A 21,066-nucleotide genomic window follows, 5' to 3' on the forward strand; every position below is an offset into this window, starting at 1 on the left:
GTCGTGCGGCGTTCCCAGGTTAGGCACAGGTGGGGGTGATGCGCCAGGGCCACGCCCCCGGTCCGCGCGCGAGCACCTGTCAGCCGAACAGCCCCGGCAGCAGCGCGAGCGCCACCGGGTAGCCCACGAAGCTCACGACGTCGAGGATCAGGTGCGCCACCACGAGCGGCGCCGTCCGGCCGAAGCGCACGTAGCACCAGCCGAACACGACCCCCATCACGACGTTGCCGAGGAACGGCCCGTAGCCCTGGTAGAGGTGGTAGCTCCCGCGCAGCACGGCCGCCACCAGGATGACGCTCCACATCCCGATCCGCCCGTGCCCCCAGCCGAGCTCGCGCAGGCGGGTGAAGAGGTACCCGACCACGATCACCTCCTCCTGGAGCGCTGCGCGCAGGGCCACGAGCACGAGCACCGGCACGGTCCACCAGTACGAGTCGAGCGCGGTCGGCACCACGTCGACGGTGATCCCGAGCGCGCGTCCGGCGAAGTAGAGGCCGAGCCCGGGGACGCCGATGAGCGCCGCGAGCCCGAACCCGGCCGCCACGTCGCGCCCCGGACGAGCGAGGTCGAGGCCGATCCGCCGGAACGCGCTGCGCCCCGGCTGCCAGAGCAGGAAGAGGACGAGCGCGACCGGCACGAGCGCGGTCGCGACGTCGAGCAGCTGGTACAGCAGGTCGAACGCCTGCCGGTCGTTCAGGCTCCGGTTGATGGTGGCGCTCTGCGATCCGAGCGCCTCCGGGCGCGTGGACAGGTCGACGATCCGGAGCACCGAGTAGACGGCGCTCGCCCCGAGCGACAGCCCGAGCACGATCGCGATCTCCCACCGCAGCCGCGTCCGGAGGGCCCGCCGCAGCGGCGGTCGGGGAGCGCGGGGGATGGCGGGAGCGTCGGGCACGGGCCGATCCTAGGCGCGCGGTGCCGAGCGGCCGCCCGGACGCCGGACGTGGCCGGTGAGGCCCCTGACGACGCGATCCGTCGCCGAGGGCGGTGGTAACGCGCGATCCCCGCCGTCGAGACGCACGGATCCGGACCGCGACGCGCGGATCCGCGCGTCCGAGTTACCGGTATGTAACGTTTGGGCCCAGTTTTTGCAAAGACTCCCAGCCGTACCTAGGGTCATTCTTATCTGCGCGGTCGACCGCACGCACGGTGGGTCCGCGCCATTCCCATGCACAGGAGGAACCTTGAAAATCAGACGCCTTGCAGCGGCTGGTGCCGTCATCGTCTCCGGTGCCCTCGTCCTCAGCGGTTGCTCTGCGCCCGCCCAGGAGTCCGAGGTCATCGCCGGCACTGAGATCACCGTGGCCTGGAACGACCCGTTCCTCGAGTACAACAACGCTTCGGCGACGGGCAACGCCACCGCCAACACGAACATCGTCTACCTGACGAACCGGTCGTTCAACTACTACGACGACGTCCCGTCGCTGCAGAAGGACACCGACTTCGGCACGTACGAGAAGGTCTCCGACGACCCGCTCGTCGTGAAGTTCACGATCAACGAGGGCGTCAAGTGGAGCGACGGCACCCCCGTCGACGCCGCGGACATGCTCCTGAACTGGGCCGCGAACACGACGAACGTGAACACGGCCGCCGGCGACCAGGTCACCACGAACGAGGACGGCACGGTCTCCACCGGCGACGACCAGGTCTTCTTCAACTCGGGCGCCGTGCCGGACACCCGCCTCGGACTGGTCACCCAGACCCCCGAGATCGGCGACGACGGCCGCAGCCTCACCTACACGTACGACCAGCCGTACGTGGACTGGGAGATCGCGACCGGCAACGGCGTCGGCGTCTCCGCCCACGGCACCACGCAGCTCGCGTTCCCCGACGAGGACCTCTCGCCCGAGGACGCGAAGGAGAAGCTCATCACGGCGATCCAGGACAAGGACGCCAGCGTCCTCGCCCCGGTCTCCAAGGTCTGGAACGACGGCTACCGCTACTCGGACATGCCGACGGAGCCGCAGAAGACCCTGAGCGACGGCGCGTACACGATCACCGACCTCAAGGCCGACCAGTACATCACCCTGACGGCGAACCCCGAGTACACCGGCGACCGCAAGCCGAAGTACGAGAAGATCACGGTCCGCTTCATCTCGGACCCGCAGGCGCAGATCCAGGCCCTCTCCAACGGCGAGGTCCAGATCGCGTCCGGCCAGCCCACGGCCGACCTCCTCCAGCAGGTCCAGGGACTCAGCGGCATCGAGTACAAGGGCCAGGCCGAGGGCACGTACGAGCACGTCGACCTGCAGGTCACCAACGGCGGCCCGTTCGACCCCGCGCAGTACGGCGGCGACGCCGACAAGGCCAAGCTCGTCCGCCAGGCGTTCTTCAAGACGCTTCCGCGCGAGGAGATCCTCGACAAGCTGATCAAGCCCCTCCAGGAGGACGCCGAGCTCCGCAACTCGAACGTCTACGTGCCCGGCACGGAGAACTACGAGGCGTCGGTCGAGGCGAACGGCTACAAGGACCAGGCGGTCGACATCGAGGGCGCCAAGGCGCTCCTCGCGCAGGCCGGCGTCACGGGCACGATCGACGCCCGAGTCATCTACGGCCAGGGCAACACGCGCCGCCAGCAGGAGTTCGAGCTCATGCGCCAGTCGGCTCAGCAGGCGGGCTTCAACCTCATCGACGTGAACAGCGCGACGTGGGGTGCCGACCTCTCCAGCAAGCCCGACTCCTACGACATCGCCCTCTTCGGATGGCAGTCGGTGAGCCTGGGTGTCGGCGAGTCCGGCCCGAACTACCAGACCGGTGGCATCAACAACTACTACGGCTGGTCGAACCCCGAGGTCGACTCGCTGTTCAAGCAGCTGGACACGGAGACGGACGAGGACAAGCAGCGCGAGCTGGTCATCCAGGCCGAGACCATCATCCAGCAGCAGGGCTGGACGACGCCGATCTTCCAGTTCCCGGGCCTCACCGCCTGGAGCGACACCGTCACGGGCGTCAAGCCGGCGTTCCTGTCGCCGACCTACTTCTGGAACTTCTGGGAGTGGGCCCCGGCGGACAGCGCCGCCGAGTAGCACGGAAGCAGTGAGCGCCGTCCCCTGAACGGGAGGGTGCGAGGGTGCCGAGGCCACCTGGCCTCGGCACCCTCTCCATGTCCGTTGCCGATTCGTGATCCGCGGATCCGGCCGCGTATGCTCTCGTCGGGCCGGGTCACGAGCCCTGGCCGAACACAGAAAGGGACGTCGTCGCCCTGTGCTTACCTTCGTCTTGAGACGTCTCGTCGCGTCGTTCTTCGTCCTCCTGGGCGCCAGCTTCATCATCTACAACCTGGCCGCCAACTCGGGTGATCCGCTGGGCGACCTGCGCGAGAACCCGTCGCCCAACCGCGACGCGCTCATCGCCGCCCGGACCGACCTCCTCGACCTCGACGTCCCGTCGCCGTTGCGCTACTTCCTCTGGCTGGGGGGCGTGTTCAAGGTCTTCATCGGCCAGATCGACCTCGGCAGGGCCATCGACGGCCGCGAGGTCAACGACCTCATCGCCAACGCCGCGGGCCAGACGATCCAGCTCGTGACGATCGCCACCATCATCGCCGTGCTCATCGGCGTCTCCATCGGCATGACGACCGCGCTCCGCCAGTACAGCGGCTACGACTACACGGTCACCTTCGCGTCGTTCCTCTTCTTCTCGCTGCCGATCTTCTTCGTCGCCGTGCTCCTCAAGCAGTACGTCGCCATCGGCTTCAACGACTTCCTCGTGAACCCGTCGATCCCGCCGATCATGATCGTGGTGCTGTCGCTCGTGTCGGGCTTCGTCTGGATGAGCATCATCGGCGGCGACCCGAAGCCGCGCCTCATCGTGTTCGGCTCCGCGACGGTCATCACCGCGGTCGTGCTCGTCTACCTGGTCGCCACGGACTGGTTCTCGCGCCCCGGTCTCGGCATCGTGCTCATCGCCGCGCTCGGCGCGCTCGTCGCGGTGCTCATCACGTCGCTGTCGACGGGGCTGCGCAACCGCCGGGCGTTCTACTCGGCCCTCGCGATGGCGGCCCTCGGTGCCGCGCTCTGGTACCCGCTGCAGTACGTGCTGACGGTCTCCGCCCCCTGGTGGATCACCATCGTCCTCATCGTCGGGTTCATCGTGGTCGGCGTGGTCGTCGGCTACGTCGTCGGCCAGAACGACAAGCCCATCGTCGCCCGCGGCGCCGGCATCACCGGCGGCCTCGTCGCGATGCTGATCATCGTCGACCGCGTGATGCAGGTGTGGCCGGACTACGTGACCAACACCCGCGGCCGCCCCATCGCCACCGTCGGCGCCGTGACGCCCGGCCTCCAGGGCTCGGTGTGGCAGGGCATGCTCGACAGCTACACGCACCTCCTGCTGCCGACCATCGCGATCCTCCTCATCTCCGTCGCGAGCTACTCGCGCTACTCGCGGGCGAGCCTGCTCGAGGTGATGAACCAGGACTACGTGCGCACCGCGCGGGCCAAGGGCCTCACCGAGCGCACCGTGATCATGCGCCACGCGTTCCGCAACGCCATGATCCCCGTCGCCACCGTCATCGCCTTCGACGTGGGAGGCCTGATCGGCGGCGCCGTGATCACGGAGACGATCTTCGCCTGGAAGGGCATGGGGTCCGTGTTCCAGGACGCCCTGACCAGGACCGACCTCAACCCGCTGATGGGATTCATCCTGATCACCAGCATCCTGACCGTCATCTTCAACATGCTGGCCGACATCCTGTACTCGGTCCTCGATCCTCGAATCCGGGTGAGCTGACACATGACCAATTCGCTGATGGGGAACCCCAACGACCCCCACAACGACCCGCACCTCCCCGAGGGCGGCGCGAACTCCGAGCTCTCGATCGAGCAGCGCGAGGTCGAGGGCCTCAGCCAGGGCACCGTGGTCCGCCGCCGGTTCCTCCGACACAAGGGCGCGATGACGGCGCTCGTGGTCCTCCTGCTGATGGTGATCCTCGTGTACTCGTCCGTGGGCATCCAGTTCTTCGGCCTCCGGATCCCCGGATGGTGGATGTGGGGCTACGAGGACGCGTCGGCCATCGTCAACGGCGGCAACCCCACGTGGGTGCTGCCCTTCCAGTTCGGCGCGCACCCGTTCGGCCAGGACGAGATCGGCCGCGACATCTTCGCCCGCGTCATGCGCGGCACGCAGCAGTCCATCGTCGTGATGGTGCTCTACGGCATCATCGCCGCGTTCATCGGCATCGTCGTGGGCGCCGTCGCGGGCTTCTTCCGCGGCCGCATCGACTCGCTGCTCATGCGCTTCACGGACCTCATCATCGTGATCCCCGTGATCGTCATCGCGGCCGTCCTCGGCCGCACCTTCGGCGGGCTCGGCGCGGTGGTCCTCGGCATCGTGCTCGGCCTCATCGGGTGGCCGTCGCTCGCCCGTCTCGTGCGCGGCGAGTTCCTGAGCCTGCGCGAGCGCGAGTTCGTCGACGCGGCGCGCGTCGCCGGCGCCTCGAACAGCCGCATCGTGTTCCGGCACATCCTGCCCAACGCCATCGGCGTGGTCATCGTCTCCACGACCCTGCTGATGAGCGCGGCCATCCTGCTCGAGGCGGCGCTGTCCTTCCTCGGGTTCGGCATCGTGAAGCCCGACGTCTCGCTCGGCCAGATCATCAACGAGTACCAGGGCGCCTTCGCGACCCGGCCGTGGCTGTTCTGGTTCCCGGGACTGTTCATCATCATCATCGCGCTGTCCATCAACTTCATCGGCGACGGCCTGCGCGACGCGTTCGACCCGCGCCAGCGCCGCATGCCGGGCGGACAGGGCCCGTACAAGCAGATGTTCGCGATGCTCACCGGGCGCGACCGCCGCGACCAGGGCCCGCAGGTCGGGTCCGGCGCCGAGGGCGTGCGCGTGCCGCCGCCCGTCGGGTCCGCGCGGCCGGACGCCCAGGCCGACGGTCCCGCCGACGGCCAGGCGCCCGACAGCACGGACGGCCGATGACGATCACCGACTCGCGCCGGCCGCTCAGCCGGGTGCGTCCGGTCGGTCGGGCGTCAGAGCAGGCCGGTCAGCACCGTGGCCGCGACGAGCACCGCGAGCACGGCGATCTCCGCCCAGTGCGTGCGGACGCGCCGGCCCTCCTCCTCGACCGGGCCGCCCAGGTGGCCCGCCTCGCGGAGGTCGGCCAGGCGCAGCCGGATCACCGTGGCCGCGTCGCCGGAGTCGGTGCGCGGGAGGTCGCCGCGTCGCGCGTCCTGCATCATGGCGCTGAGGTACGGCTGGTTCCGCTCCTCCTTCGTCGTGATGTAGGCGTTCGAGTGGCGGCCGGGAGCCGGAGCGGCCCACGCCGTGACGCGCTCGTGCGCGGTCGTGATGTTCAGGGCCCACTTGGTGTCCACGTCGCGGATCGCGGGCCACGACATCTCGTGCGTGCGGAAGACGTTGCGGATCTCGACGCCCTCGGTCGCGATGCGCACCCGCGGGTGCCAGAAGACGAGCCACGACGCGTAGGCCAGCATGACCGGGCCCCACACGGCCGTCGGCAGGAGGTCGGCCCTCCCGCCGACCACGGTGCTGACGAGCACCAGGACCGCGATCGCCGACACGATCACGGTCAGCAGGCGTCCGAACGACGGGCGGATGACGACGGGCTGGTCCATGGCCTCATCGTCCCACGGCCCGCGGGGGCGCCCCTCGACACCACCACTCCCAGCAGCCAGGAGGCCGCAGCATGAGCGCTCACGCGAACGGGGCGGACCCGATCGTCCCCATCCTCGAGGTCACCGGCCTCGGCGTCGACTTCTGGGTCGGCGACGAGTGGATCCCCGCGGCCGTCGACCTCGACTACACGGTCAACCCGGGCGAGGTGCTCGCGATCGTCGGCGAGTCCGGCTCCGGCAAGTCCGTCAGCTCCATGTCGCTGCTCGGCCTGCTGCCCAAGAACGGCCGGGTCCAGGGCAGCGCGAAGCTCAAGGGCGTCGAGATGGTCGGCGCCGACCAGGCGACCCTGCGGAAGGCGCGCGGCAACGACATCGCCGTGATCTTCCAGGAGCCCATGACCGCGCTCAACCCCGTCTACACGGTGGGCTTCCAGATCGTGGAGGCCCTGCGGGTCCACAACTCGATCATCCCGTCGGTCGCCAAGGTGCGCGCGCTCGAGCTGCTGAAGCTCGTCGAGATGCCGGATCCGGAGAAGGCGTTCGACTCCTACCCGCACCAGCTCTCGGGCGGCCAGCGCCAGCGCGCGATGATCGCCCAGTCGCTCTCGTGCGACCCCGACATGCTCATCGCGGACGAGCCGACCACGGCGCTCGACGTGACGATCCAGGCGGAGATCCTCGACCTGCTGCGGAAGCTGCACCAGCGCCTCAACAGCGCGATCGTCATCATCACGCACGACATGGGCGTGGTCGCCGACCTCGCGACCAACGTCATCGTGATGAAGAGCGGCCGCATCGTCGAGCGCGGATCGGTGCGCGAGATCTTCCAGTCGCCGAAGGACCCGTACACGAAGCAGCTGCTCGCGTCCGTGCCGCACCTCGGCACGGGGGAGGCCTCGCACGTCGAGATCGCCGAGCGCACCACGGAGCCCGCCATCTCCCTCAAGGAGGTGGACATCGACTACCCGAAGCTCGGCCGCGTGCCGGCGTTCCGGGCCGTCACGGGCGCGTCGTTCGACATCCACCCCGGCGAGGTCGTCGGCGTCGTGGGCGAGTCGGGATCCGGCAAGACCACCATCGCGCGCGCCGCGGTCGGCCTGCTGCCCGTCGCGGGCGGCGAGCTCACCGTCGCCGGGCGCCGCATGACCGGCATCTCGGCCAAGGACCTCCGGGCCGTCCGCCGCGAGATCGGCATCGTGTTCCAGGATCCGGGCTCCTCGCTCAACCCGCGCTGGCCCATCGGCCAGAGCATCGGCGAGCCGCTCGAGCTCTCCGGGCAGTTCTCGAAGAAGCAGCAGAGCGACCGGGTCGAGGAGCTCCTCGAGCAGGTCGAGCTGCCCCGCAGCTTCCGCAACCGCTACCCGAACGAGCTCTCCGGCGGCCAGCGCCAGCGCGTCGGCATCGCCCGCGCGCTCGCGCTCCGGCCCAAGGTGCTCGTCGCCGACGAGCCCACCTCGGCGCTCGACGTGTCGGTGCAGGCCCGCGTGCTCCAGCTGCTGCAGGAGATCCAGGAGGAGCTCCAGTTCGCGTGCCTCTTCGTGAGCCACGACCTCGCGGTGGTCGACCTCCTCGCCGACCGCATCGTCGTGATGAACCACGGCAAGATCGTGGAGCAGGGGCCGACCGAGACGATCCTCCGGAACCCGCAGCACCCGTACACGCAGAAGCTGATCGCCGCGGTGCCGCTGCCGGATCCCGACCAGCAGCAGCAGCGCCGCCAGCTCCGCGAGGCGCTGCGCGACGAGCAGCCGCCCGCCGCCTGATCCGCACCCGCACGACCCGGCCCGCCGCCCGTCGCACCCCCTCCAGGGGGCGCGCGGGCGGCGGGCCTCGTCGTGGCGCTCGCGTAGGATCGACGGCGATGGACAGCGACACGCGAGGCCCCGGGGCCGCTCGAGCCCGGCGCCCGCGAGGGATCCGCCGGGCCGTCCGCGGCGCGTCCGCCGCGGTCGCCCTGGCGCTCGTCGCCGGCCTCGCCGCCTGCTCGCCCACCACGGGGACGGTCGCCGACACCGAGATCCGCGCCGCCATCCCCACGTCGTTCACCTCCTACAACGCGACGTCGCGCACCGGCGGCACCGACGGCAACCGCGAGATCGTGCATGCGACGAACTCGCGGTTCTCCGAGGTGTCCGCGGACGGCACCGTCGCGGCGGACCCGGGGTTCGGATCCGCGAAGGTCGTCTCGCGCGACCCCTTCACCGTGGAGTACACCGTCGCCGAGGGCGTCCGCTGGTCCGACGGCGAGCCCGTCGACGCGGCCGACCTCCTGCTCGCGTGGGCCGCCGGATCCGGCGCCCTCGACACCCCCGGGTTCGACCCGGCCGGCTACGTCGACGAGGCGACGGGCGGCTACACCGGGCCGCTTCCGGAGCAGACCGTCTTCTTCGACGCGGCCGCCGACGAGGCGCTCACGCACGTCACCCGCACACCCGAGATCGGGGACGGCGGCCGGTCGATCACCATGGTCTTCGACGAGTACACGCCCGACTGGCGCCTCGCGTTCGAGGTGGGCCTGCCCGCGCACAGCGTGGTGCAGCTCGCGCTCGACATGTCGAGCCCGGGGCGCGCCAAGCAATCGCTCGTGGACGCCGTCCAGGATCGCGCGCCCGAGCTCCTCTCGCCCATCTCCGACGCGTGGAACCGCGGCTTCGGCGTGGCCGAGATCGCGGCGCACCCCGATCGCGCCGTGGGCTCGGGCCCGTACGCCATCGAGTCGATCGACCCGGGCACCTCCATCACGCTGCGCGCCAACCGCTACTACACGGGGACGCACCGGCCGTCGGTCGAGCGCATCGTCGTGTCCACCATCGAGGATCCGGACGCCGCCGTCGCCGCGCTCGCGGCGGGCGAGGTCGACGTCATCGCGCCCGAGGCCGACGGCGAGGTGGCCGACGCGCTGGCCGGGATCGACGGCGTGCAGGTCGTCCGGGGATCCTCGGCGACCTGGGAGCGGCTCGACCTGCAGACCCTCGGCGCGCGCGACCCCGCCATGTCGGATGCCGCCGTCCGCACCGCGTTCCTCTCCACGGTCCCGCGCGACGCGATCGTCCGGGAGGCCGCGCTGCCCGCGGATCCCGACGCGACGACGCGCGACTCCTTCGTCCTCGCGCCCGGCACCGAGGGGTACCCGGACCAGGTGCGCGCCAACGGGTCCAGCCGCTTCGAGGACGTGGACCTCGACGAGGCGCGGCAGCTCCTCGCCTCGGTCGGCCAGACGGCTCCCGAGGTCTGCGTGCTCTTCGACCCGGCCGATCCCCGCCGGGTGGCCGCCTTCGACGCCATCCGCGACTCCGCGGAGAAGGCCGGCTTCGTCGTCACGGACTGCTCGACGCCGCAGTGGGAGGACGTGCTCGACCAGCCGGGCGCGTACGACGTCGCGCTCCTCTCCTCGGAGGACGCGTACCCGTCCGTCGCGGGGATCCGCGCCGCGTACGAGGCCCGCGCGGACGCCCGCGACGGCGAGACGACGGTCGACCCCGACGTCGCGTCCCTCTTCGCGTCGCTCAGCCGCACCGAGGACGAGGACGCGCGCGCCGAGCTGCTGCTCCGCTTGGACCGCCGCATGTACGGCGACCGGGCCGGCCTGCCGCTCTACCAGCGCCCCGCGCTCGCGGGCGTGCAGGCCCGCGTGGGCGGCGTGCAGGTGTCGCCGCACCAGGCCGGGATCCTCGACGACGCCTGGCGCTGGACGCTCGCCCCCGACGCTCCCTGAGCCCGGCTTGCATCCGCACGGTAGGCTGGTGCTCGCTGGGAATAGCAGACGGCGGCTCTTCGCCCTCCTCCCTTGATGACAAGGCCGGCACCCTCTCCACTGAAGGACAGCACTATGGCGCTAGTCGCGCGCAACGACCTCCGCAATGTGGCCATCGTGGCCCACGTGGACCACGGCAAGACGACCCTGGTCGACGCCATGCTCAAGCAGACGAACTCGTTCGACGCCCACTTCGAGGGCGAGGACCGGATGATGGACTCGAACGACCTCGAGCGCGAGAAGGGCATCACGATCCTCGCGAAGAACACCGCGGTGCTCTACAACGGGAAGCACGCCGACGGCACGCCCATCGTCATCAACGTGATCGACACCCCGGGCCACGCCGACTTCGGCGGCGAGGTCGAGCGCGGCCTGTCCATGGTCGACGGCGTCGTGCTCCTCGTCGACGCGTCCGAGGGCCCGCTGCCCCAGACGCGCTTCGTGCTCCGCAAGGCGCTCGAGGCGAAGCTGCCCGTGATCCTCCTGGTCAACAAGACCGACCGCCCCGACGCGCGCATCGACGAGGTCGTGGCCGAGAGCCAGGACCTCCTCCTCGGCCTCGCCTCCGACATGTCGGACGAGCACCCGGACCTCGACCTCGACGCGATCCTCGACGTGCCCGTCGTCTACGCGTCCGGCCGCAACGGCGCCGCGAGCTCGAACAAGCCCGAGAACGGCACGCTGCCGGACAACGACGACCTCGAGCCGCTCTTCAAGGCGATCCTCGACCACGTCCCGGCGCCCACCTACGACGACCAGCACCCGCTGCAGGCCCACGTCACCAACCTCGACGCGTCGCCGTTCCTCGGCCGCCTCGCCCTCCTCCGCGTCTTCAACGGCACGATCAAGAAGGGCCAGCAGGTCGCGTGGGTCAAGCACGACGGCACCGTCAAGAACGTGAAGATCACCGAGCTGCTGATCACCAAGGCGCTCGACCGCTTCCCGACCGAGTCCGCGGGCCCCGGCGACATCGTCGCCGTCGCCGGCATCGAGGACATCACCATCGGCGAGACGCTCGCCGACCCGGAAGACGTCCGCCCGCTGCCCACCATCACGGTGGACGACCCGGCCATCTCGATGACCATCGGCACCAACACCAGCCCGCTCATCGGCAAGGTCAAGGGCCACAAGCTCACCGCGCGCATGGTCAAGGACCGCCTCGACCGCGAGCTCATCGGAAACGTCTCCATCAAGCTGGTCGACATCGGCCGCCCGGACGCCTGGGAGATCCAGGGCCGTGGCGAGCTCGCGCTGGCGATCCTCGTGGAGCAGATGCGCCGCGAGGGCTTCGAGCTCACCGTCGGCAAGCCGCAGGTGGTCGTCAAGCAGGTCGACGGCAAGGTGCACGAGCCCTACGAGCACCTCACCATCGACTCGCCGGAGGAGTACCTCGGCGCGATCACGCAGCTCCTCGCCGCCCGGAAGGGCCGCATGGAGGGCATGAGCAACCACGGCACCGGCTGGGTCCGCATGGAGTTCGTCGTCCCCTCGCGCGGCCTCATCGGCTTCCGCACCGAGTTCCTCACGATCACGCGCGGCGCGGGCATCGCCAACGCCGTGTCGCACGGCTACGAGCAGTGGGCGGGCGAGATCACGACCCGCGTCAACGGCTCGATCGTCGCCGACCGCGCGGGCGTCGCCACGCCGTTCGCCATGGTCGCCCTGCAGGAGCGCATGTCGTTCTTCGTGGAGCCCACCCAGGAGGTCTACGAGGGCATGGTCGTGGGTGAGAACTCGCGCGCCGACGACATGGACGTGAACATCACCAAGGAGAAGCAGCTGACCAACATGCGTCAGTCCACCTCCGACTCCTTCGAGCGCATGACGCCGTCGCGGAACCTGACGCTCGAGGAGTGCCTCGAGTTCGCCCGCGAGGACGAGTGCGTGGAGGTCACGCCCGAGTTCGTGCGGATCCGCAAGGTCGAGCTCGACGCGAACGCCCGACAGCGCAAGACGTCGCGACTGAAGAAGCAGAACGCGTAGCGCAGCATGACCCCGACGAGCCCGTCCGTCCGGTCCCTCCGCAGGGGGGGGTTGGCGGCCGGGCTCGTCCTCGTCTCGGCCCTCGGGTCCGGGCTGGGGCTCGCGGGCTGCAGCCAGGTCGGCGACGTCGTCCGCGAGGCCGCCCACGAGGGCGCGGAGCAGATGCGCCACAGCGTCGAGGACGTCATCGGCGACACGCTCGGCAAGGTGCAGGTGTCCACGGACGGCCATGTGCCCGACTCGTTCCCGACGGATGCCGTGCCCTTCCCCGAGGGGAAGCTGCTCGGCGGGGGAGCGGCGCCCGAGGGCACCGGCTGGGTGGCGCAGGTCGCCGTGCCGGACGTCGAGGGCGGGTTCCAGGACGCGCAGGCGCGGCTGGAGGCGACCGGCTACGCGTCGAGCGAGGTGGCGAGCGACGCGCAGAGCGGCTACGGCCGGTTCGAGTCGGACGCCTACACGGTCATCGTGACGGTGTCGGCGGATCCGGGCTCGCCGGTCGCCACCTACGTGGTGCTGCCCCGGCGCTGAGGCAGGCGGCCTGGGCGGCGGGGCACGGGCGGTCAGGAGGCGAAGAGCGTCTCCCCGACGTAGCCGTCGCGCGTCGCGCCCGGCGGCACCGCCCAGATCCCGCTGCCCACGTGGCGCAGGTACTCGTTCATGGCATCGCGGGCGAGGCTCCGCTGGACGGGGATGAACTGCGTCCGCGGATCCCGCTGGAACGCGAGGAAGAACAGGCCCGCGTCCAGCCGCCCGAGCTCGTCGTTGCCGTCGACGAAGTTGTAGCCGCGGCGGAGGAGCACCGCGCCGTCGTTCGCGTCCGGGTGCGCGAGGCGCACGTGCGAGGCGGGGTCGATGAGCGGCGCGCCGCCGCGGCCCGTGGCGGCGAAGTCCGGCGCCGTGTGCTCGTCGCCGCCGCTGAGGGGCGCGCCGGATCCCTTCGTGCGGCCGACCACGCGCTCCTGCTCGCGGAGCGACGAGCGGTCCCAGGTCTCGATGGTCATGCGGATCCGGCGGGCGACGAGGTACGAGCCGCCCCGCATCCACGCCTCGGCGGGGGTGGATCCCGCGTCGGCCCAGACGTGGTCCTCGACCTGGCGCGTGTCCTCGGACTTCACGTTCGCGGTGCCGTCCTTGAACCCGAAGAGGTTCCGCGGCGTGACCTGGGCGCGGCTCGTCGACGAGGTGCGGCCGAAGCCGAGCTGCGACCACCGGATGGAGGCGCGGCCGAACGCGATGCGCGAGAGGTTGCGGATCGCGTGCACGGCCACCTGCGGGTCGTCGCTGCATGCCTGGACGCAGAGGTCGCCGCCCGTCGCCCGGGCGACGAGCGCCTCGCCCGGGAAGCGCGGGAGGTCGACGAGCGCGGCGGGGCGGCGGTCGGCGATGCCGAAGCGGTCGACGCCGTCCGCGGTCGTGAACAGCGACGGGCCGAGGCCGAACGTGATGGTGAGCCCCGAGGGCGGCAGGTCGAGCGCCTCGCCCGTGTCGTCCGGTGGGGAGTCGTACGGGCCGTCGACGGCGCCGAGCGCGCCCGCGGATTCGCCGGCCGTCATGCGCGCGGCGGCGGCGCTCCAGTCCTCGAGGAGCGAGACGAGGCCGGCGCGGTCGATGTCGGCGACGTCGAAGGCGGCGAAGTGCAGGCGGTCCTGGGCGGGGGTCGTGATCCCGGCCTGGTGCGGGCCGTGGAACGCGTACGTGGCGCCGCCCGCGGCCTGGCGCGCGCCCGCGAAGGCGCGGTCGGCCACGACGCCGCCCGCCGCGCCCACCAGGCCGCCGCCGAGCGCGCCCGCGCCGAGGAGGCCGAGGACGCCGCGGCGGGAGATGCCGGCGGGGCCGGGCTCCGCGGACGGGGGCGTCGCGGGAGCGGGCCGGTCGGCGGGGACCGTGGTCACGTCGTCGGTCATCAGCCGACGAGCGTGCCGGTGAGCTCCGACAGCGGCTCGGCCAGCGCGTTCACGCCGTCCGCGAGGCCCTTGACCTGGTCCGTGGTGAGGCGGTCGTAGGTCGTGAAGCCCTCCTCGAGGGATCCGTACGCGGCGAGGTCCTGCTCGAGGGAGGCGAACCGCGCGTCGAGCGTGGCGACGAGCTGCGGGTCCTTCGGCTCCACGATGTCGCGCACGCCCTCGTACGCGACGCGCGCGCCCTCGAGGTTCGCCTGGAAGTCCCAGAGGTCGGTGTGCGACCAGATCTCCTCCTCGCCGGTGATCTTGCCGGAGGCCACCTCGTCCATCAGCCCGACCGCGCCGTTGGAGACCGTGGAGATGTCGACCGCGAAGCCGTCCGCGTGCACCGCGTCGTAGAGGCGCTGGGTGTCGGCGGTCAGCTCCTGGGCGAAGTGCGCGCGATCCGCCTGGTCGAGCGGCGCGTAGGCCTCACCGCCGTTCGCGGCGGGAGCGGGCTGCCAGAGGTCCTTCTCGATGCGGTGCCAGCCCGTCCACTCGGTGCCGGGCTCGACGTCGGCCTCGCGGAAGTCGATCTCCGGGTCGAGGTCGCCGAACGACTCCGCGACGGGCTCGACGCGCTCGTAGTACGCCCGGGCCGTGGGGTAGAGGGAGCGCGCGCGCTCGTCGTCGCCCGCGAGGTACGCGTCGGCGAACCCCTGCGTGGCCGGGAGGAGGCGGCCGACCTGGTCCTTGACGTAGGCGAGGTACGCGGCGGCCGCGTCCTGGCCCTGCTGCTCGGCGTCGCCGGCGAGCCCGACCTGGTCGCCCGTGACGGTGAAGGGCGCGCGGCCCACGCCGTCGCCCACCATGCCGGGCTTGCACACGGTGTAGTAGCTGCCGGGCTGGGCGGTGAGCACGAGGTCGCGCTCGATCCCGGGGCTCACGTTCTCGACCTCGCCCACGATGCGGAGGCCGTCGTCCGCGAGCAGGTAGAACTCGGTCACCTGGTCGGTGGAGTTCGTGACGTGGAACGACACGGTGCCGCTCGGGGCGGTCGTGGCCGAGACGGTGCACGCGTCGGCCGAGCTGTCGACCGTGAGCTGCGTGACGCCGGACTCCGCGGAGGAGGCGCCGTCGCCGGCGGATCCGGTCGGGGCGTTCGCGACGCAGCCCGAGAGGGCGAGGGCGGCGCCGGCGAGCAGGGCGGCGGCGGGGAGGGTGGAGCGCTTCATGGGTCCTTCGGGGGAGCGGGCCGGGGTGCCGGGCGGTGGATGGAGCGGGGGAGGGAGGGGGAGCGGGAGGCGTGCGCCGTGGTCAGCGAGCGGAGGTCGCGTCGGCGACGCGGGCGGGGTCGGCGGCGGCCGGGGCGGAGGGGGCCGTGGCGGCCGGCGCCGGCCGCGCCCGCCGACCGCGGCGCGCCAGCACGAGGTAGGCGGTGAGGGTCGGCACGACGTACAGCACCCACGTGGTCGCCTCGAGCCAGGTGGTGGCGGGGGAGAAGCCGACGGTGCCCTTGAGGAGCGTGCCGTACCAGGATCCGGGCGGCACCGCCCCGGAGACGTCGAACGCGAGCGCGCCGAGGCCGGGCAGGATCCCCGCCTCCTGGAGGTCGTGCACGCCGTACGCGAGCACGCCGGCCGCCACGACGATGAGGAGGGCGCCGGTCCAGGTGAAGAAGCGCGCGAGGTCGATGCGGAGCACCCCGCGGTACACGAGCCAGCCGAGCGCGACGGCGGTGAGGAGCCCGAGGGCCGCGCCGACGAGCGGCACGGTCGTGGCGCCGGTGGCCTGCACGGCCGACCACAGGAACAGGGCCGTCTCGATCCCCTCGCGGCCGACGGCGAGGAAGGCGACGGCGACCAGGCCCCAGGCGGCTCCCGCGACGGCCCGGTCGACGGCGCCCTGCAGCTCGGACCGCATGTCCTTCGCGGTGCGGAGCATCCAGAACACCATCCAGGTCACGAGCCCCGTCGCGACGATGGAGAGGGATCCGCCGATGGCCTCCTGCGCCTCGAACGTGAGGCCGTAGGCGCCGTACGTGAGGATCGCGCCGACGGACAGGGCGAGGAGGACCGCGAGCCCGACGCCGAGCCAGAGCCGGCCGAGCACGTCGCGGCGGCCGATCTTGACGACGTAGGCGATGAGGATGGTGACAACCAGCGCGGCCTCGAGGCCCTCGCGCAGGCCGATCAGGTAGTTCGCGAGCACGCGTGCGCCTCTCCGGGCGGCGGACGCGAGGGGACGCGCCCTATTGCGGGATATGGGGAAATTTAGGTGAGGCTTGCCTTACCTCGTGCACAGTAGCGCGCGGGCACCCGGGCGTCCAGTCGCCCTCCCGGCTCCGGCGCCCAGGGAGCGGCCTCCGGCGCGCGGATAGGATCGCCCGATGATCCCCGGCACGTCCCGACGCCCCGATCGGGCTGCCCGTACCCCGCGTCCCGAGCGCGAGCACGTCCTGTTCGTGCACGCCCACCCCGACGACGAGAGCATCGTCACGGGCGGGACCATCGCGAAGCTCGTGCGCGACGGCGTGCCCGTCACGGTGCTGACGTGCACGCGGGGGGAGCGCGGCGAGGTGATCCCCGCGGAGCTCCGCCACCTGGAGGGCGACCCGCGCGCGCTCGCCGACCACCGCGAGACCGAGCTGGCCGACGCCATGGCCGCCCTCGGCGTCACCGACCACCGGTTCCTCGGCGACGCGGACGCGCGCTGGAAGGGCCTCGAGCCCCGGCGCTACGTCGACTCCGGCATGGAGTGGGGCGACGACGGCGTGCCCGTGGCGCTGCGCCCGCTGGATCCCGACTCGCTGTGCGCGGGCGACGAGGCCGACGAGGCGCGCGACGTGCTCGCGGTGATCGCCGACGTCGACGCCACGAGCGTCGTCACCTACGACGACCACGGCGGCTACGGCCACCCGGACCACGTGCGCACGCACGTCATCGCGACCTGGGCCGCGGAGGAGGCGGGGGTCCCCGCGTACCTCGTCACCACGACCGCGTCGTCGGCCCGCGAGGCGCACGAGCTCGTGGTGGCACGCGGCCGGTTCCCCGCGCCCGACGCGGATCCCGCCGGCGCGCTCGTGCTGCCGGACGAGGACGTCGACCTCGCCGTGGACGCGTCCGAGGTGCTCGACGCGAAGATCCGCGCGATCGCCGCGCACCGCACGCAGACCGTCGTCGACGGCGACCAGTTCGCGCTCTCGCACGGCGTCGGGGCGCCCATCGCCGCCGTCGAGCTGTTCCGCATGCACCGCCCCGCCGGTGCCGCGCCCGACGACGGGACGCCCCGGCCCCCGCGCGGCGTGCAGCGCCTCGGCACGGCGGCCGCCGCGCTCGTCCTCGGCCTGCTCGTCGGCGCGGTCGGCACCGCCGCCCACCGCGCCACCCTGCCGGTGGGCGGCGTCGCGCTGCCGGTCGGCCTCGCGCTCGCGCTCGCGACGCTCGCGTGCCTGCTCGTCGCGTTCCGCCTCCTGCTCGTCGACCGCCTGCACGCGCTCTGCCTGGGGATCGGCGCGGTCGCGGCCGTCGCGGTGCTCGGCTCGGGCGGGCCGAGCGGATCCGTCCTGTTCCCCGCCGACGGGATCAGCCAGGTCTGGGCCATCGCGCCCGCGATCCTCGTGGCCGCGATCGTCGTCTGGCCGCGGTTCTCGGCGCGCGCGCCCGGCGCCGACGCGCGGCCCGATGCCGCCGTCGCCGCGGGATCCGACGCCCCGGCCCCGGCCGGGACGGGCTCGCGCGCCGCGTAGACTCGTCGGGCCCCACCGCTCCCGGAAGGACCCGCCCGAAGTGACCTACGTCATCGCCCTGCCCTGTGTCGACGTGAAGGACCGCGCCTGCATCGACGAGTGCCCGGTGGACTGCATCTACGAGGGCGAGCGGTCGCTCTACATCCACCCCGACGAGTGCGTGGACTGCGGCGCCTGCGAGCCGGTGTGCCCGGTCGAGGCCATCTACTACGAGGACGACCTGCCCGAGAAGTGGTCGGACTACTACACGGCCAACGTCGAGTTCTTCGCCGAGATGGGATCCCCGGGCGGTGCGACCAAGGTCGGCGTCACCGCGGGCGACCACCCCGTCATCGCCGCGCTCCCGCCCCAGAACGGCTGACGCGCGTGGCCCTCGGCGAGCTCCCCGACTACCCCTGGGACCAGATGGCCCCCTACGCCGAGCGGGCGGGACGGCACCCGGGCGGCATCGTCGACCTGAGCATCGGCTCGCCGGTCGATCCCACCCCGACCCTCATCCGCGACGCGCTCGCCTGGGCCACCGACGCGCACGCGTACCCGACCACGGTGGGCACGCCCGAGCTCCGGCAGGCGATGGTCGACTGGCATGCCCGGCGCCGGAACGCGACGCTCGGCGCCGACCAGGTGCTGCCGACCATCGGGTCCAAGGAGATGGTGGCCTGGCTGCCGTTCATGCTCGGCCTCGGCGAGGGCGACGCGGTCGTGCACCCGACCGTCTCCTACCCGACCTACGCGATCGGCGCGGCGCTCGCGGGCGCCGAGTCCGTGCCCGCCGACGACCCGGCCGACTGGCCCGCGACGACGCGCCTCGTCTGGCTCAACTCGCCCGGCAACCCCGACGGCCGCGTGCTCGGCGTCGAGGAGCTGCGCGCCGCCGTGGCCCGGGCCCGCGAGCTCGGCGCCGTGATCGCGAGCGACGAGTGCTACGCCGAGCTCGGCTGGGAGGGGGAGTGGGCCGACGGCCCCACGCCCTCGATCCTCGACGCGCGCGTCGTCGGCGACGACCACGCGGGCGTCCTCGCGCTCTACTCGCTCAGCAAGCAGTCGAACCTGGCGGGGTACCGGGCCGCGCTCGTCGCGGGCGACCGGGACCTCATCGCCCGGCTGATCCGCGTCCGCAAGCACGCGGGGCTGCTGCCACCGGCGCCGCTCCAGCACGCCATGACCGTGGCGCTCGGCGACGACGAGCACGTGCACGCCCAGCGCGAGCTGTACCGCGCCCGGCGCGCGACCCTGCGGCCCGCGCTCGAGGACGCCGGCTGGCGCATCGACTCGAGCGAGGCCGGCCTCTACCTCTGGGCGACCCGCGGCCGCGACGCCTGGGAGGGCATCGCCGAGCTCGCCGACCTCGGGATCCTCGGCGGGCCCGGCCCCTTCTACGGCGACGCGTCGCCCGATCACGTGCGCCTGTCGCTCACGGCGACCGACGAGCGCATCGCCGAGGCGGCCGCGCGGCTCCGCGCCGGGGCGACCGCGTAGCACGCGGCGTCGCACGACCTCCAACGGATCCGGCCGGATGCTGGCGGAGGCGACAGTGTCCCGGTCGGCCCTTTAGGCTGTAGTCGGCTCGGATCCCGACGCCGCGACGGCGCCACGAGCGCCCGGCGGCGCGCATCCCCCGGGTCATCCACACCAGACTCGAGGAGGCGCCGTGACCGATGGCGGGCAGCAGGCGGACGAGAAGCCGACGACGGACGAGAAGCCGACGGCGACGCTGACGTACCCGGGCGGCCGGGTGGAGTTCCCCATCCTCCCCGCGGTCGACGGCGCGTCCAGCATCGACATCTCCGCGCTCACGAAGAAGACGGGCCTCACGACGCTCGACAACGGCTTCGTCAACACCGCGTCGACCCGCTCGGCCATCACCTACATCGACGGCGAGCAGGGGATCCTCCGCTACCGCGGCTACCCGATCGAGCAGCTCGCGCGCCAGTCGAGCTACCTCGAGGTGGCCTGGCTCCTCATCCACGGCGAGCTGCCCACCGCGGACGAGCTCGGCGGGTTCGAGGAGGACATCCGCCGCCACACGCTCCTGCACGAGGACTTCAAGGGCCTGTTCCGCGCCCTGCCCACGAACGCGCACCCCATGTCGGTGCTCTCGAGCGCGGTGTCCGCCCTCTCCACCTACTACGAGGACTCGCTGAGCGTCCACGATCCCGAGCAGGTCGAGATCTCGACGCTGCGCCTCCTGGCGAAGCTGCCGGTCATCGCGGCGTACGCCCACAAGAAGAGCCTCGGCCAGGCGTTCCTCTATCCGGACAACTCGCTGAGCTTCGTCGACAACTTCCTCCGCCTGAACTTCGGCAACAACGCCGAGGCCTACGAGGTGGACCCGGTGGTCAGCCGCGCGCTCGAGCGCCTGCTGATCCTGCACGAGGACCACGAGCAGAACGCGTCGACGTCGACCGTGCGGCTCGTCGGATCCACCGAGGCGAACATGTTCTCCTCCGTCTCCGCGGGCATCGGCGCGCTGTTCGGCCCGCTGCACGGCGGCGCGAACGAGGCCGTGCTCTCGATGCTCGGCCGCATCCGCGACTCCGGCGAGGGCGTCGACCGCTACGTCGAGCGCGTGAAGAACAAGGAGGACGGCGTCCGCCTCATGGGCTTCGGGCACCGCGTCTACAAGAACTTCGATCCGCGCGCCCGCCTCGTGAAGGAGAGCGCCGACGAGGTGCTCGAGGCGCTCGGCATCCAGGACCCGCTGCTCGACATCGCCAAGGAGCTGGAGGCGGTCGCCCTCGCGGACGACTACTTCATCGAGCGGAAGCTCTACCCCAACGTGGACTTCTACACGGGCGTCATCTACAAGGCGATGGGCTTCCCCACGCGCATGTTCACGGCGCTGTTCACCATCGGGCGCCTGCCCGGCTGGATCGCGCACTGGCGCGAGATGAACGAGGACCAGGCCACGAAGATCGGCCGTCCGCAGCAGCTCTACATCGGCCAGGGCGCCCGCGACCTGCCGCCGCGCGACTGACCCGACCGGCCCTGCGGCCGCCGCGCGACGCTCCCTAGGGGCCGTCACGGGGCGGTCGCGCGGCCGTCACGACCGCTCCCGAAGAGGGGGCGTCCGGAGACCGCCGACCCGTGTTCCCGCGCGGATCGGCGACCTAG

General features: G+C 72.0%; 16 protein-coding genes. 11 read left to right on the plus strand and 5 right to left on the minus strand.

All coding sequences use genetic code 11. The features are described from left to right. Window positions 1–79 precede the first annotated feature (79 nt). Window positions 80–895, minus strand: coding sequence for a CPBP family intramembrane glutamic endopeptidase (locus BFL37_RS05325; RefSeq protein WP_086514121.1), 816 nt, complete (start codon window positions 893–895; stop codon window positions 80–82). A gap of 289 nt (window positions 896–1,184) precedes the next feature. Here BFL37_RS05325 and BFL37_RS05330 point away from each other — a divergent pair, with 289 nt between their 5' ends. From BFL37_RS05330 to BFL37_RS05340, 3 genes are all read left to right on the plus strand, one after another. Further along, a complete protein-coding gene (locus BFL37_RS05330) occupies window positions 1,185–3,026 on the plus strand; it encodes an ABC transporter family substrate-binding protein (protein ID WP_086514122.1) in 1,842 nt (613 codons plus the stop codon). A 178-nt stretch (window positions 3,027–3,204) separates the two neighbouring features. Next, window positions 3,205–4,731: an ABC transporter permease gene (locus tag BFL37_RS05335; RefSeq protein WP_086514123.1), complete on the plus strand. Its 1,527-nt coding sequence runs from the start codon at window positions 3,205–3,207 to the stop codon at window positions 4,729–4,731. 3 nt (window positions 4,732–4,734) lie between these two features. Then, window positions 4,735–5,928: an ABC transporter permease gene (locus tag BFL37_RS05340; RefSeq protein ID WP_086514124.1), complete on the plus strand. Its 1,194-nt coding sequence runs from the start codon at window positions 4,735–4,737 to the stop codon at window positions 5,926–5,928. Window positions 5,929–5,981: 53 nt separating this feature from the next. Here BFL37_RS05340 and BFL37_RS05345 read toward each other — a convergent pair whose 3' ends face one another. Beyond that, complete coding sequence (locus BFL37_RS05345; protein ID WP_086514125.1) at window positions 5,982–6,587, minus strand: PH domain-containing protein; 606 nt, start codon at window positions 6,585–6,587, stop codon at window positions 5,982–5,984. A 71-nt stretch (window positions 6,588–6,658) separates the two neighbouring features. Between BFL37_RS05345 and BFL37_RS05350 the strand changes: the two genes are divergently transcribed. From BFL37_RS05350 to BFL37_RS05365, 4 genes are all read left to right on the plus strand, one after another. After that, window positions 6,659–8,350, plus strand: a complete 1,692-nt coding sequence (locus tag BFL37_RS05350) for an ABC transporter ATP-binding protein (RefSeq protein WP_086514126.1) — start codon at window positions 6,659–6,661, stop codon at window positions 8,348–8,350. Between the two features lie 98 nt (window positions 8,351–8,448). Next, window positions 8,449–10,302, plus strand: coding sequence for an ABC transporter family substrate-binding protein (locus BFL37_RS05355; RefSeq protein ID WP_086514127.1), 1,854 nt, complete (start codon window positions 8,449–8,451; stop codon window positions 10,300–10,302). Between the two features lie 114 nt (window positions 10,303–10,416). Then, entirely contained in the window at window positions 10,417–12,324 is a 1,908-nt protein-coding gene (gene typA / locus BFL37_RS05360) for a translational GTPase TypA (protein ID WP_086514128.1), read from the plus strand. A 51-nt stretch (window positions 12,325–12,375) separates the two neighbouring features. Next, complete coding sequence (locus BFL37_RS05365; protein WP_241533876.1) at window positions 12,376–12,852, plus strand: hypothetical protein; 477 nt, start codon at window positions 12,376–12,378, stop codon at window positions 12,850–12,852. A 32-nt stretch (window positions 12,853–12,884) separates the two neighbouring features. On the opposite strand, the gene efeB is transcribed toward BFL37_RS05365, so the two are convergent. From efeB to efeU, 3 genes are all read right to left on the minus strand, one after another. Then, complete coding sequence (gene efeB, locus BFL37_RS05370; protein ID WP_172403746.1) at window positions 12,885–14,228, minus strand: iron uptake transporter deferrochelatase/peroxidase subunit; 1,344 nt, start codon at window positions 14,226–14,228, stop codon at window positions 12,885–12,887. Then, window positions 14,228–15,439 (minus strand): iron uptake system protein EfeO, encoded by a 1,212-nt coding sequence (gene efeO, locus BFL37_RS05375; RefSeq protein WP_086514130.1) that lies wholly within the window; start codon window positions 15,437–15,439, stop codon window positions 14,228–14,230. The genes efeB and efeO overlap by 1 nt, the downstream gene beginning before the upstream one ends. Window positions 15,440–15,521: 82 nt before the next feature. Further along, the gene (gene efeU / locus BFL37_RS05380; RefSeq protein WP_086514131.1) at window positions 15,522–16,415 is read right to left on the minus strand and encodes an iron uptake transporter permease EfeU; all 894 of its coding nucleotides are present in this window, start codon (window positions 16,413–16,415) and stop codon (window positions 15,522–15,524) included. A gap of 178 nt (window positions 16,416–16,593) precedes the next feature. Here efeU and BFL37_RS05385 point away from each other — a divergent pair, with 178 nt between their 5' ends. From BFL37_RS05385 to BFL37_RS05400, 4 genes are all read left to right on the plus strand, one after another. Continuing rightward, window positions 16,594–17,952, plus strand: coding sequence for a PIG-L family deacetylase (locus BFL37_RS05385; protein WP_086514132.1), 1,359 nt, complete (start codon window positions 16,594–16,596; stop codon window positions 17,950–17,952). A 40-nt stretch (window positions 17,953–17,992) separates the two neighbouring features. Next, the gene (gene fdxA / locus BFL37_RS05390; RefSeq protein ID WP_086514133.1) at window positions 17,993–18,313 is read left to right on the plus strand and encodes a ferredoxin; all 321 of its coding nucleotides are present in this window, start codon (window positions 17,993–17,995) and stop codon (window positions 18,311–18,313) included. A 5-nt stretch (window positions 18,314–18,318) separates the two neighbouring features. Further along, window positions 18,319–19,431 carry a succinyldiaminopimelate transaminase gene (gene dapC, locus BFL37_RS05395; RefSeq protein ID WP_086514134.1) on the plus strand — a complete coding sequence of 371 codons (1,113 nt, stop codon included), beginning with the start codon at window positions 18,319–18,321 and terminating at the stop codon, window positions 19,429–19,431. Window positions 19,432–19,603: 172 nt separating this feature from the next. Next, window positions 19,604–20,929: a citrate synthase gene (locus BFL37_RS05400; protein WP_086514135.1), complete on the plus strand. Its 1,326-nt coding sequence runs from the start codon at window positions 19,604–19,606 to the stop codon at window positions 20,927–20,929. The last annotated feature ends 137 nt before the right edge of the window (window positions 20,930–21,066 follow it).

This window comes from Clavibacter michiganensis (assembly GCF_002151125.1).
Lineage (GTDB): Bacteria > Actinomycetota > Actinomycetes > Actinomycetales > Microbacteriaceae > Clavibacter > Clavibacter michiganensis_C.